The 12,957-nt window shown below is 61.3% G+C and carries 15 protein-coding genes; 3 read left to right on the top strand and 12 right to left on the bottom strand.

The genetic code is table 11. The features are described from left to right. Positions 1-30 precede the first annotated feature (30 nt). Positions 31-591, bottom strand: coding sequence for a YbhB/YbcL family Raf kinase inhibitor-like protein (locus AC1RP7_RS06345; RefSeq protein ID WP_493181475.1), 561 nt, complete (start codon positions 589-591; stop codon positions 31-33). A gap of 139 nt (positions 592-730) precedes the next feature. Here AC1RP7_RS06345 and AC1RP7_RS06340 point away from each other — a divergent pair, with 139 nt between their 5' ends. Further along, the gene (locus tag AC1RP7_RS06340; protein ID WP_218495469.1) at positions 731-2,260 is read left to right on the top strand and encodes an FAD-dependent oxidoreductase; all 1,530 of its coding nucleotides are present in this window, start codon (positions 731-733) and stop codon (positions 2,258-2,260) included. 72 nt (positions 2,261-2,332) lie between these two features. Here AC1RP7_RS06340 and AC1RP7_RS06335 read toward each other — a convergent pair whose 3' ends face one another. The 11 genes from AC1RP7_RS06335 to AC1RP7_RS06285 form a co-directional block, all read right to left on the bottom strand. After that, positions 2,333-3,838 carry a YdgA family protein gene (locus tag AC1RP7_RS06335; protein WP_218495471.1) on the bottom strand — a complete coding sequence of 502 codons (1,506 nt, stop codon included), beginning with the start codon at positions 3,836-3,838 and terminating at the stop codon, positions 2,333-2,335. A gap of 293 nt (positions 3,839-4,131) precedes the next feature. Further along, positions 4,132-4,767 carry a hypothetical protein gene (locus tag AC1RP7_RS06330; RefSeq protein ID WP_057712526.1) on the bottom strand — a complete coding sequence of 212 codons (636 nt, stop codon included), beginning with the start codon at positions 4,765-4,767 and terminating at the stop codon, positions 4,132-4,134. 94 nt (positions 4,768-4,861) lie between these two features. After that, the gene (locus tag AC1RP7_RS06325; RefSeq protein WP_493181474.1) at positions 4,862-6,310 is read right to left on the bottom strand and encodes an efflux transporter outer membrane subunit; all 1,449 of its coding nucleotides are present in this window, start codon (positions 6,308-6,310) and stop codon (positions 4,862-4,864) included. After that, positions 6,307-7,194 carry an efflux RND transporter periplasmic adaptor subunit gene (locus AC1RP7_RS06320; RefSeq protein ID WP_493181473.1) on the bottom strand — a complete coding sequence of 296 codons (888 nt, stop codon included), beginning with the start codon at positions 7,192-7,194 and terminating at the stop codon, positions 6,307-6,309. Before AC1RP7_RS06320 ends, AC1RP7_RS06325 begins: the two co-directional genes overlap by 4 nt. Next, positions 7,191-7,400 carry a DUF1656 domain-containing protein gene (locus AC1RP7_RS06315; RefSeq protein ID WP_007987399.1) on the bottom strand — a complete coding sequence of 70 codons (210 nt, stop codon included), beginning with the start codon at positions 7,398-7,400 and terminating at the stop codon, positions 7,191-7,193. The genes AC1RP7_RS06320 and AC1RP7_RS06315 overlap by 4 nt, the downstream gene beginning before the upstream one ends. Then, positions 7,397-9,469, bottom strand: coding sequence for an FUSC family protein (locus tag AC1RP7_RS06310; protein WP_493181472.1), 2,073 nt, complete (start codon positions 9,467-9,469; stop codon positions 7,397-7,399). Before AC1RP7_RS06310 ends, AC1RP7_RS06315 begins: the two co-directional genes overlap by 4 nt. Beyond that, positions 9,466-9,894: a MarR family winged helix-turn-helix transcriptional regulator gene (locus tag AC1RP7_RS06305; protein WP_493181617.1), complete on the bottom strand. Its 429-nt coding sequence runs from the start codon at positions 9,892-9,894 to the stop codon at positions 9,466-9,468. Before AC1RP7_RS06305 ends, AC1RP7_RS06310 begins: the two co-directional genes overlap by 4 nt. A gap of 132 nt (positions 9,895-10,026) precedes the next feature. Next, a complete protein-coding gene (locus AC1RP7_RS06300) occupies positions 10,027-10,308 on the bottom strand; it encodes a type II toxin-antitoxin system RelE family toxin (RefSeq protein ID WP_057399135.1) in 282 nt (93 codons plus the stop codon). Continuing rightward, positions 10,298-10,543, bottom strand: a complete 246-nt coding sequence (locus tag AC1RP7_RS06295) for a type II toxin-antitoxin system Phd/YefM family antitoxin (protein WP_079246689.1) — start codon at positions 10,541-10,543, stop codon at positions 10,298-10,300. Before AC1RP7_RS06295 ends, AC1RP7_RS06300 begins: the two co-directional genes overlap by 11 nt. A gap of 82 nt (positions 10,544-10,625) precedes the next feature. Continuing rightward, complete coding sequence (locus AC1RP7_RS06290; protein ID WP_015092958.1) at positions 10,626-10,871, bottom strand: DUF2789 domain-containing protein; 246 nt, start codon at positions 10,869-10,871, stop codon at positions 10,626-10,628. Between the two features lie 130 nt (positions 10,872-11,001). Next, positions 11,002-11,463: an aminoacyl-tRNA deacylase gene (locus AC1RP7_RS06285; protein WP_007975646.1), complete on the bottom strand. Its 462-nt coding sequence runs from the start codon at positions 11,461-11,463 to the stop codon at positions 11,002-11,004. A gap of 199 nt (positions 11,464-11,662) precedes the next feature. Here AC1RP7_RS06285 and AC1RP7_RS06280 point away from each other — a divergent pair, with 199 nt between their 5' ends. Together AC1RP7_RS06280 and AC1RP7_RS06275 are read left to right on the top strand one after the other, a co-directional pair. Further along, positions 11,663-12,196 carry an NfeD family protein gene (locus AC1RP7_RS06280; protein ID WP_493181471.1) on the top strand — a complete coding sequence of 178 codons (534 nt, stop codon included), beginning with the start codon at positions 11,663-11,665 and terminating at the stop codon, positions 12,194-12,196. 2 nt (positions 12,197-12,198) lie between these two features. Next, positions 12,199-12,957, top strand: a complete 759-nt coding sequence (locus tag AC1RP7_RS06275; RefSeq protein ID WP_057399130.1) for a slipin family protein — start codon at positions 12,199-12,201, stop codon at positions 12,955-12,957.

Raw genomic sequence — 12,957 nt, 5'->3', positions numbered from 1 at the left:
TTTCTGCAAATCCGCTGGGGCGATCAGCCTTTAGCGGTGATAGCGCCGCACCACGCTGCTGTTCTTCAGGACGTGGCCTTTGATTTTTTCCAGCAGCTGCGCGCGGGTCAGGCCGGCGGGCAAAGCGTCCGGGGGCAGGTCCAGGGCGTAGATCTGGATGATGTAGTGGTGCGCGCTGTCGCCAACGGGCGGGCAAGGGCCGACATAGCCGGTGGTTGCCTTGCTGTTGGTACCAGCGACGCCCTCGAGGCCGGGTTTGCTCCCGGCGCCGGCCGGGATCTGGTGGGTGCCGGCCTTGATGCCGTAATGCACCCACTGATCGATGCCCTGGCCCTGCTGGCCGTCAGGGTCGTGCATGACGATGGCGTAGCTTTGGGTGGCTGCCGGGCCGGCGTTCCAGTTCAATGCCGGGGAAATATTATGCCCGCCGCAGCCCGCGGAATCGCTGGCGGCGGTCGACGTGAACAGGCGGTCATCGGAGACTCCAGGAATGTTCAGGGTGAAACGTTCCTGGGCCTGCGCCGGGAACTGCACGCAAAGGGCGACTGCCAAGGCCGCAAGCCAAGGGTTCATTGAGGTCAATCGGGGCATACCGGAGCACCTTGTACGTGTTGGGCCGTCGTCGGCGTGCAAACTATAGCCGGACCGTTCACGCCGTGGCAGGGGCAATTGGCTGAACCTCGCGATAAGTACCAGACTCATAAGTGAAACGTCTGTCTGGAGAGCAATCATGACTCTGCATCGCGTTGCGCGTGTCGCCAATGTGCCCGAAGACCGGGGTCTGGAAGTGCAGGTCCAGGACAGCAAGATTCTGCTGTTGCGGGCCGGCGAACAACTGCGCGCTTATCAGGCCGAATGCCCGCATGCCGGAGCCCCGCTGGCGGACGGCGCGATATGCCACGGGCGCCTGACGTGTCCATGGCACAAGGCGCAGTTTCGGGTCGAGGATGGCGGGCTGTGCGAACCCCCAGCCCTGGACAGCCTCAAGCGCTATCCCCTTGAAGTCCGTGACGGCGACATCTGGGTCGGCGACCAGCCGATGCCGGACGCCCACGCGCCACCGGCCGACGATCCACGTACCTTCATCATTGTCGGCGCCGGCGCGGCAGGCACGGCGGCGGCAGCATGTTTGCGCGAGAAAGGTTTCGGCGGCCGGTTACTGTTGATCGACCGCGAAGCCGATGCCGGATACGACCGCACGGCGCTAAGCAAATACGTGATCGCCGGGGAGATGCCGCTGAACGAAGTCCCGCCGCTGCGCGACGAGGATTTTTACCGCGAGCAGCGGATCGAACGCCTGCGAGGCGAAGTGGCAAGCCTGGACGCGCCAAACCGGACGCTGCGGCTGACTGACGGCCAATCACTGACATACGACGCCGCGCTGCTGGCCACCGGCGGCGTACCCAACCCGCTGACGCTGCCCGGCGCCGACCTGCCGCAAGTGTTCGTCCTGCGCTCCAAAGCCCATGCGCAGCAGATTCTGGACAGCGCCAGCGCCGGCCAGCGGGTGGTGATCATCGGCGACAGCTTCATTGCCATGGAATCCGCCTCGTCCCTGCGCCAGCTTGGCCTGCACGTGACCGTACTGGCCCGCCACGAGGTGCCGCTTGCCAAACAGTTCGGCGACACGGTCGGCAAGGCCATTCGCGCACGACATGAAGCCCATGGCGTCGTGTTTCATACCCAGGGCAATGCGGTACAGATCGAAGGGACGGACAAGGTCGAAGCCGTGCGCCTGGACAACGACCAACGCCTGGCGGCCGATCTGGTGCTGGTCGGCATCGGCGTAACGCCAGCCACTGCGGCCTTTACCGGGTTACCGAAGGAGCAGGATCACTCGCTGCATGTCGATGGCGCAATGCGCGTGGCCGACGGCCTCTGGGCGGCTGGCGATATCGCAACGTTCCCGCTGAACAACCAATACCTGCGCATTGAACACTGGCGACTGGCCCAACAGCAGGCGCGGATCGCCGCGGCCAATATGCTGGGCGGTGACGAGCATTACCTCGACGTGCCGTTTTTCTGGACCTGGCATTTCGGTAAAACCTATGACTACCTCGGCCACTCCGAGGCCTGGGACGAAGTCGAGTTCAAGGGCGACCCTTACAACCCGCCGTTCATAGGCCTGTTCGGAAAAAACGGCGTGGTGTCGGCGGCGGTAGCCTGCGAGATGGACCGGGCAATGGCGATGCTCGCCGAGCGGATGAAACAACCGCTGCCATGGGAAGAGGCATGGCGCCTGATCCGTGACGTTCCCTAGAGTTGCCAGACAGCAAAACGCCCGGCGCCTGCGCGATGCAGAGGCCGGGCGTTGCGGGGTAAACGGCCGCCGTTATTCGGTGGCGCCAGCATCCGCAAACTTGCTCATCACAAAACCGGCAAACTCTTCGACGGTCATTTTCTGGCCGTTGAAGTCCACCTGATTGTTGGCGTAACGCAGGTTGGTGACGATGTTATTGCCGTCCAGTTTTGCCAGTTGGCTGCCGACCGCCATGCTGCTGAACATGTCCGCGGTGGCGGTGGCCTGATCGGCAATCAGCTTGGCGTCGGTCTGACCGTCGATTTGCGATTGCACGGTGAGCACATCGACCAGCATGGGTTTGGACACTTGCAGCTTGAAGTCCAGCAGCGCGATCAGCTGTTTGACCAACTGATCGGTCGGCAGATCGATAGCTTGTGGCTTGGTCAGGTCGAGCACCATGTTGGCGCGGCTCTCACCGTTGGCGGTGTTGAACGACAGGTTTTCCAGGGCCACTTGTGGTCCGGCCGCCAGCAGTTTTTCCAGGCTGGACTTGAGCAGCGCCTCTTCGGCTTCGGTCAGTTTCAGCTCCGGTGCCGGCAGACCGGCCGCCGTTGCTTCGGCCACCGCCCTTTCATACGGCTGCAGTTTGCTCTGGTAAATCTGCATCAACGACAGGGTCGCCGGAATGTCGAGGTTCTTCAGGCTCATGGCCAGCGAACCGGAACCAATGGTCTTGCCGTTCAGGGACACTTCGCCAACCTTGTAATCGGCACGCCCTGAGGCGTTGCTGCCCTTTTCTTCAGTCAGGTTTTTCATCTCGAATTTCTTGAAGTCCAGCACCGACTGCTTGACGCCAAAAGTCGATTTGCCGCTGGCCAGTTCAACGACGTTTTCGCCGGTGTAGAAACCGTAGGTACTTTTTGTCAGGTTGCTGGCCAGGGTCAGGCCATTGAATTCAACCTGCACCGGCGTCTGGTCTTCGGACACGGTGGTCACCTTCAGGCTGTCCATGTAGCCGTTGGCCTTGACCTTCTGCGCCTTGGCGCTGGCGTCGACGTCCATTTTCAAGCCGGAGAACTTCATGCTCGACTTGTCATCCAGTGCCATTTCCAGCGGCTGCAACTCGAAGGTGCCATTGGTAGCGTTGTCATAGCCGATATTGACCACGCCGGTCAGCGGGGACTTGTCCTTGGCGGCGGCAAACCACTTCTCGGTGAACGGAGTCTTTTCCAGCTCGTAGTGACTGGTCGCCAGGACCGGCAGCCACTTGAGCGACATCAGGCGCGAGAATGGTAACGGGCCGTGTTCGATGTGATCGACAAACAGCAACTCGACCGGCGCTTCACCGAACATTTCGCCTTCGCCCTTGAGGCGATAGTGCGCGGTGCTGCTGAATACATGCCGCTCCAGCGACACCAGCTCCAGCGACGCCGTGCCGTTGGAACCAACCATCGCCGCCTGCAGTTCCTTGTTGGCATCGGCAATCGAGGTGTTCAGCACACCTTCGATCCTGGTGCTGGTGAACCAGGCCCCACCTGCGCTGATGGCACCGATGGCGACAACAATTCCCAGTAGCACGCCTGCTGATTTATTCATGTATGACCCGTTCAGTATCCGTTGTTGAAAGTGAGGTCGTCTTCCCTGAACCCATGACGGGTTGCGGCTCGACTGTGCTGAAAGTGGAATGGAGATTAGCATCAGGGGCGACGAACGGCCCAATGATTAAAGGTGAAAGAGTGTCTTGGGGGGGCGCAGGATTCGAGATCTTCGCAATCCTTTCGATCGCTATCGTCGGAACGCCGCCCGGAGCAAGCTTGCTCCCACAGGGATCACGCTATACCTGTGGGAGCGGGCTTGCCCGCGATGGCGGCATAACAGCCACCAAAAAATCAGGAATACTGGACTTCAATCTCATCCAGCTGATGATCAAAGCTTTTGAGCCGCGCAGTCCAGGTGTACACCAGCACTTCGAAGTCACGGTTGATCACCGCCCCGCCCGTCACTTCCGCGCGCGGGTCGCAGACGTCCAGTTGATAGCGTTCGCGGGCCATGGCCGTGGCGACATCGGCCAGTTCGCGGGCATTGCTGAGCCAGTGCCGGCCGTCGTCAGCTACCTGCCGGTCCAGCGCCAGGCACTGTTTTTTCAGGCTCTCGAGGCTTTTTTCCAGCGGCGTGCCGGTCAATTCGCCCATGACTTCCTGAAAGGTGCGCCCCGGTTGCCAGTAACTGCCCCAGAAATAGCGGTCGAACACCGTTTCGACACGACGCAACGCCACCTTGGTGTCCCAGATCAGGACCAGGGTCTTGCCCTGTTCGAGTTGTCTTTTCTTGATGCGTTGATTCTGGACCGAGGCCCAGGCCACCACAGCAATGGACATCACGGCAATCAGCGCGGCGGCACTGTCGAGGAACGCCATGGCCTTGTCGATCTGGTGGGCCAGCATGATGCCGTAGAAATAGGTGGCCGACAGCAGCACCAACGCCACGATGGCGCACCAGAAGCCGAGAGCATAAGGGTTTTTCATTATTGGTTTCCCCCTGACCTGCGCGAGCCTTGTGCGAAGAAAGGGCGCTTTTGCACCGGGTGCCCCTCCAACACTTCAAAGCATAGCAACGGCCTCAGGGTTTGCCGGAGTTCGACGCTTGCGTTCGTCCGCTTTCCCAACCGCCGCCCAAGGCGAGGAACAAATCGATCTGGCTGGCGGCAACCTGGGTGTTAGCGGCCGCCAGCTGCGCCGTGACGTCGATGTAGGTGCGGGTGGCTTGCAGGTCGGCCAGGAACGAGGCTCGGCCGGCCTGGAAGAAGCGGTGGGTCTGGTCGGCCGCCAGTTTTGCCGATTGCTCGGCATCGGCCAGTGCATCGCGGCGTTGCAGCAATGCCGTGTACTGGGCAAGACCGGTCTGGGTCTCGCGAATGGCGTTGAGCACCACCCCGTCGAAATGCGCCAGGGTCGCCTGGGTCACCGCTTCGGCTTCGCGGATGCGCGCCCGGGCGCCGTTGGTCGGCACGTTCCAGGTCAGCGACGGACCGAAGCCCCAGCGATTGGTAGACGGGTCGCCGAGATCGTCCAGGATACCGACGGTACCGATGGTCGCGCCGATGCTGATGTTCGGATACAGCTCGCCCGTGGCGACGCCGATACCGGCCGTCGCGGCCGCCAGCCGACGCTCGGCCTGCCGCACATCGGGACGACGCTTGAGCAACGCGGCGCCATCGCCCACCGGTACCAGTTGCGCGATTTTTGGCAGCTCATCGCAGGTGGCGGTGCCGGCCGGCAGTTGGTCCACCGGCTTGGCCAGCAACATCGACAAGCGGTACAACCCTGCCTGGCGCGACGCTTCATAGCGCGGCATGTCGGCGCGCAGGGATTTGAATTGGGTCTGCGAGCGGGTGACCTGGGTTTCGTCGCCACGCCCGGCATCGCGCAAGCGCTGGATCAGCGTGGTGCTCTGGGCTTGCAGGTCGAGGGAATGCTGGGCGATTTCCCGCTCTTCATTGGCTGCACACACCTGGGTGTAGGCGCGAACCACGTCGGCCACCACGGTGATGCGTGCAGTATCGGCAGCTGCCTGTGTCGCATCGGCATTGGCCTTGGCCGCTTCGATACCGCGTTGCAAGGTGCCGAACAGGTCGAACTGGTACGACGCGCTGATGCCGATATCGCCGATGTTGGCCACCGGCACTTTTTCCGGCAGCAGGAATGCCTGGCCAGACTCCTGCAAGCGCTGGGCGCCCATCTGCACGCCGCCGCTCCAGCCACCCGCAGCTTGCGCCTCATCGACCTGAGCGCGAGACCGCGACAGGCTGGCCGCCGCCACACGCAAATCGGTGTTGGAGGCCATGGCCTGCTGTACCAACTGGTCGAGTCGCGGGTCCTTGTACAGGCGCCACCAATCGGCCGGCACCGGCGCGGACACCGCCGTTTTACCGTCGACCGCCAGATCGCCCTGGAAGTCTGGACGATGGACAGCCGCCTCTTCGGGCAGATGATAATCCGGCCCGACCATCTGACACGCCGACAGCAGCAAACCTAATCCGGCGACCGCCAAACCCGAGGCCTTGCTCATTGCGCCGGCCCCCGTTGCTGATCGTCGATGATCGATACCGTGGCGGTGCGCCCGGCGATCATGCGGAAGTCGTCCGGCACGTCATCGAAGGCGATCCGCACCGGAATCCGCTGGGCCAGCCGCACCCAGCTGAAGGCCGGGTTGACGTTGGGCAGCAGGTTATTGCCGCTGGTGCGGTCGCGGTCTTCGATACCGGCGACGATGCTCTCCACATGCCCGCGCAGGCGTGCATTGTCGCCGATCACCCGGATGTCGACGCTCTGGCCGATATGGATGCCGTTCAGTTTGGTTTCTTCGAAATAGCCGTCGATGTGGAACGAGTTGCTGTCGACCACCGACAACACGGGCCGCCCGGCGCTGACGAATTCCTGGGTCCGTGGCGCGCGGTCGTTGACGTAGCCGTCCACCGGGCTGCGGATCACCGAGCGGTCGAGGTTGAGCTGCGCGCTGTCCACCGCCACCTGGGCTTCCATCAACGCCACTTGGGCACGAGCCACTTTCGATTGGCTTTCTTCCAGTTGCTCACCCGGCACCAGGTTGCCAAGACCCTTGTTCCGCTTGGCCTCGCGCTGGGCCTGGGCCAGGGTTTCTTCACGGTCGGCGACTGCCGCTTTCGCCTGGCGCAGGGCCAGCTTGAAGCGGTCCGGATCGATGCTGAACAGCACCTGGCCGCGCTTGACCAACTGGTTGTCGCGCACCTCCACTTGCTGGATCAGCCCGGAGACATCCGGCGCGATTTGCACGATGTCGGCGCGGATGTGCCCGTCGCGGGTCCAGGGCGCGAACATGTAATACATCACCATGCGCCAGACCACGACCACGGCGAAGCTCACGATCAGCAGGGTCAACACCACGCGACCCAGGGTTAGAAACGGTTTTTTCATGTCATCAGGTATCGACTGAGTGAGTCCACGGCGCCAAGCAGCAAGGCGTAGAGGGCCACGTTGAACAATGCCCGGTGCCAGACCAGACGGTAAAAGTGCAGGCGCGTCAGCACCCCGTGCACCAACAGGTACAACACATACGTAATGCCCATCAGCACCAGCAGCGTGGGCAGGAATACCCCGCTCAGATCCAGGTCACCGATCATAAGGGCGCTCCATCAATGCCATGGGGAAGCGGTTCTTCGGGCTCGGCGGAACCGACGAATTCGACGCCGGGCAACAGTGCCAGGCGCAGGCCGCTCAGGGCGTGCAGCAGATGCCGACGGGTTTCATCATCGCCGGCACCGCTGAGGGAGCGCCGCGTGCGGTCGAGGGTCATCAGCAACGGGCTCGGTGCCTGCAAGCGCTCACCGGCCTTGAGACAGGCCTTGAAGTACTCGCCAACCTCGGCCACCACCTGGTGCAGCAGCACCTGCGGCACACCAAGGACCCGCGGCGTATAAGCGAGCAGGTCCAACAGATTCAGCGCCACCCGCACTTCCCGCAGCGCCACGCCGGAGTCCTGGCCGGTCATGGCCAGGCGCGGCAGATGCTGCATCAGCCGATCGAGCATCCGTATGCCCAGAAGCCGATGCTCAGACAACGTGGCCGGCTCGGAGAGGCCGACAATGTCACGCCAGCTGAAACGGGTCAGGCGCTTGGCTGCCAGTTCGGCACCGAACGGCCGGGCGATCAGGGTCCAGATGAACGCGAACAGCAACCCCATGGGGCCGGCCAGGTTGGAGTTGGCGAAACTGAGGAAGTCCGCGTCGTAAGCGCCCTGAATGCTGATGAAGGACGAGGTGTTGACCAGGGTCAGCAGCATGCCCAGGTAAAATTGCGGCTTGACCGTCAGGGTGCCGACACAAATGAACGGCACGGCAAACGCCAGTACCAGCATCGGAAAGTCATGCAGGTTGGGCAGCACCAGAAACAGATAAAGGCTGGCGAACACCACCGACATCGCCGTCCAGAAAAAGAACCGGTAAATCTGCGGCGCAGGGTCGTCCATCGAGGCAAAGAAACTACACGCCACCGCCGCCAGGATCACTGCGCTGCCGCCATCGGTCCAGCCGAGCAGAATCCACAGCACCGAAGCGACGATTATCGCGGTGACGGTGGAAGCAGCGGAATAAAACATCAGGCCGCGATCCATAAACGGGGACAGCCGCCCCAGTCGCCAATGCCGATACACCGCGCGCCAATTGTCCTGGCTTTCGCACTGGATGGCGTATTGCAGGCTGCGGCAGTCCTGCCACAAATCGATCCACTCGCCGAGACGGTAAATCGCGTTGGAGAACAGCAGTTGCTTGCGGTCATCCAGCGCTTCGGGAGCCGGTTGCAGGGCCTCGAGTTTATCCTTCAGTGCCTGCCAGCGGGCGAGGTCGGCATCCTTGTGCTCGAGCCACTCGGTGGTGGCCGTCAGCAATGGCGCGAACTTGTCCACAAGCTCGGGGGTGCGCCGTTCCAGGGCGTAAAGCGCATCGTCGAGGGCATCGATCACTGGCAGCAGGTGAATCATCCGTCCGCGCAACTCCTTGGTGTTGCGCACCGTCTGCGGACGCGAGCCTTCGTGGGGCAACTGGCCGATCATCAACTCCAGGGAGTTGAAGGTAGCGACCATCGATGCCCGCAACGCGCTGACCTCTTCAGGCTGCACGTTGCGGCTGAGGAAGCGCAGGCTGTAGGTCGATGCATCGGTAAACCATTTGCTCACCGAATCATTGAACACCGGCGCCAGGCGCCGGGGCCAGAACATGGCACCGACCACTGCCGCCACGGCGATGCCCAGAAAGATTTCTTCGGTCCGCGCTTCGGCCACGTCCCACACCCCCAGCGGGTTGTTCACCACCGGCAGGGCGATCAGCGGCAAGGTGTAACCGGCGAGCATCAAGGCGTAGTTGTTGGCCGTGCGCAAATGCAGGGACAGAAACAGCAGCGTCCCGGTCCACAGTGCAATCACCACCACCAGCACGTAGGGGCTCTGCACGAACATCGGCACGAACAAAACCGCAGCAGCAGCGCCGATAAAGGTGCCGACCGCCCGGTACAGCGCCTTGGAACTGGTAGGACCGAGAAACGGACTGGAAACGATGTACACCGTAGCCATCGCCCAATACGGACGCGGCATTTGCATGAGCAGGGCGATGTACAGCGCGATCATCGATGCGGCGAAGGTGCGGACTCCGTAGAACCAGTCCCGCGCCGGGGGCATGCCAGAGAAAAATCCGCTCAAGAGTTGACCACCGATGGCGGCGTGGCCGCTTCAAATGCTCTCAGTACCCGCAGCGTAGCTTCCAGATCACACTGGTCAATGCCTTCAAGGACTTCGTGGCGCAAGCGCACCAGTTCCACTTCGACCGCCTGCACCAGCTCCCGACCGGTTTCGGTCAGGCTCAGGCATTTGGCGCGGCGGTCCTGTGCATCTTCGGTGCGGCAGACGTAGCCGCCATGGCACAACTGATCGAGCAGGCGCACCAGCGACGGGCTCTCCATCCCTGCTGCCTGGGCCACCGTCACCTGGCGCACACCCTCGCCCAGCCGCCCGATCATCAACAACGGAACGGCGCAGGCTTCGGAGATTCCATAGTTGGCCAGCGTGGTCTGGCAGATTTTGCGCCAATGCCTGGCGGCCACCACCATGGCGCTGCTGATGTTCATCTGGAGAATGGCAAGGTTATTCGGCACGAGGGAAAATACACACTGTTAGTTTGCTAACTATCAATATCGCATTGGAGGGGATTTTCCGTCAAGTTTTGAAACAATTGCGTAACAGCGACCTGCCGAGAACCGTCAACGTTTCCTGGCACGCTCGTACACTTCACTTCGTTCCCGCTTTCCTACTGCAACGACAGAAACGACAACGCGCTCATCTATCACCTCGTAGACGAGTCGGTAGCCAGATGACTTCAATTTGATTTTGTAGCAGTCGGGCATGCCATGGAGTGAGTCAGACGGGATTCGAGGCATTTCGAGCCGTTCGGCCAACTTCTTTTTGAATTGCTCACGCAGCGTATGCCCCAGCTTGTCCCACTCTTTGCGTGCAGATGGCAGAAATTCGAGCTTATAGGTCATCCAGCGTTACCGGAATTGGCGTTTCATGACGACGAGAACGCACGATTTCCGCCAACTCCAAATCGTCGAGACGCTCCACCATGGCCTCGAAAACATCTGCCGGGACCATGTAGCCCATGACACGATTGTGATTGAGCACTGCGACGGGCCCTCCATGGGCGCCATTCAAAACGGCAGAAGGGTTTTTCTTTAGTTCAGACACGCTGACAGCCATATCAGCCAAAACACTTTGCATAATTAAGACCTCAAATAAGGTCTTAATTCTGGTCAATTACCTTGATCAGAGCAACCTCTGCGGACCGCCGCCTATCAGTTATTTACACCCCCCGCCCCTTCCTCAACATCACATCCAGTTGATCCACCACCTCGGCCCAATCCGCGTCATCGAGAATCTCCTCCCGCAGAAGCTCCGCCTGGCTCGGGCTCCAGAAAAACGCATCCGCAAGGTGCAGCTCCGGTTTGAGCGGTGAATGGGTGGCGATGAATTTATCGATGCTTTCGGCGTCGTCCGGCAGTCCGAGTTGTTTGAACAGGGATGGAAGGTTGTGGGTCGGGCTTTCCATGTCGAACTCCTGGGGACCAATTCAAGGACCGCTGCGCGGTCATCACGAGCAAGCTCGCTCCCACAGATTTATCGCAGTTCCTGTGGGAGGGAGCTTGCCCGCGATGACGTCAGCATTGACGAAACAAAACTCAATGACTCAATTCCCGCACCTCGGCATGCGGCACCATTTTCAGAAACTCGGGCATGTCCATGCGCACCAGGTTGACGTGGTTTCCAGCCTCCAGATAGATGTCTTTTTGCCGGGTCAGCAGCGGATCGATGACCACCTCCAACCCATAGGACTCACCCAGCGCCGGTACGGCACCGCGTTCGCAATCATCGAACAGGTGCGCGAGGTTGCTTTCGCGGGAAACCTGCCACTCACCGCTACTGCGGACTTTGCTCAGGTCAAGGTGACGGCTGGCGGGCAGCACGGCCATCAGGTAATGCCCATGGTGATCGTCGAGGATCACCGATTTGGCCACCCGTTCGGCAGGAATACCTGCGACCCGCGCCGTTTCAAGGCTGCTGGCCGAGTGTGGGTGGCTGACGATGTCATATTCGCATTGAGCCTTTTCCAGGCTTCGCTGCACGGTTCTTGCCATACGCATGATGCACCTCGGTGTCCGCCATGATTGCTTGCGGACGATGATTAAAGCTTGGCTTGCGTAGTAAAAGTCTAGGCCCGTCAGCGCGTTCCGGTGGGAAATCCGCTCATCGGCTGCCGACGGTAATTGAGCAAAATTCATACCGGTCGAGGCTCAACTAAACTGTATTCAGAGCCACTCCACGACTCTCCCGGAGGGTCAAGTGAACATGCGTTGCTGTGCAGTTGCGTTGCTATTGGCGTTGAGCGGATCGGCCTGCGCCACCGACACAGTTGTGTTGCTGGTGCCCAACCCCATCGGGATCTGGCTGATCACCTTCGGCCTAGCGTTCCTGATCGCCGAGGCGGCCCTGCCCAATTACGGCGTGATCGGCCTGGGCGGCATCGTGATGTTCGTGATCGGCGCGGTGATCCTGTCCAACACCGAAGTGCCCGTGCCGTTGATGATCGGCCTGGGCCTGGTCAGCGCGCTGTTGCTGATCTACCTGGTGATTCACGCCATGAAGACACGACCGCGCGACATCGTCAGCGGTGATGCCGGGCTGCTCGGCAGCGTGACGGCGGTGACGTCATTGCAGACCGGTAACGCCTATGGCGGCTGGATTCATCTGCAAGGAGAACGATGGCAAGTGCTTAGCGCGACACCGCTGCAACCCGGGCAGCGGGTGCGGGTGGTGGGGCGCAAGGGTTTGCTGCTGCAAGTGGCCGCGGCTGACGCGGTGCCGGGCGGAGAATAGTCATGGGTTTGCAATTGGGTCTTGTCGCGCTGCTATTGTTGATCATCGCACTGGCAGGGGCGACGTTCCGCATCCTGCGCGAATACGAGCGCGGCGTCGTGTTCCAGCTCGGGCGCTTCTGGCAGGTCAAGGGCCCTGGCCTGATCCTGCTGATTCCGGTGGTCCAGCAAATGGTAAGGGTCGATTTGCGCACCGTGGTGCTGGACGTGCCACCGCAAGACGTGATCACCCGCGACAACGTGTCGGTCAAGGTCAACGCAGTGCTGTATTTCCGCGTGCTCGATCCGCAAAAGGCGATCATCCAGGTCGAAGACTTTCTGATGGCCACCAGCCAATTGGCGCAAACCACGCTGCGGGCGGTGCTGGGTAAACACGAACTGGACGAACTGCTGGCCGAACGCGAACGCTTGAATCTGGACATCCAGCAAGTACTCGACGCCCAGACCGACGCCTGGGGCATCAAGGTCGCCAACGTCGAGATCAAGCACGTGGACCTCAACGAATCGATGATCCGCGCCATCGCCAAGCAGGCCGAAGCCGAACGGGAACGGCGAGCCAAGGTGATCCACGCCGAAGGCGAATTGCAGGCCTCGGAAAAACTCATGCAAGCCGCCGAAATGCTGGGCCGCCAGCCGGGGGCCATGCAGCTGCGCTACATGCAGACCCTGAGTTCGATTGCCGGCGACAAGAGCTCGACCATCGTCTTTCCACTGCCGATCGAGTTGCTCAAGGGCATGGCGGACTTGTCGTCGAAACCTTGA

It is taken from the genome of Pseudomonas sp. GW822-FHT01E03 (assembly GCF_058802985.1).
The sequence above is the reverse complement of the archived record's forward strand: the minus strand, read 5'-3'. Positions and strand labels throughout refer to the sequence as shown.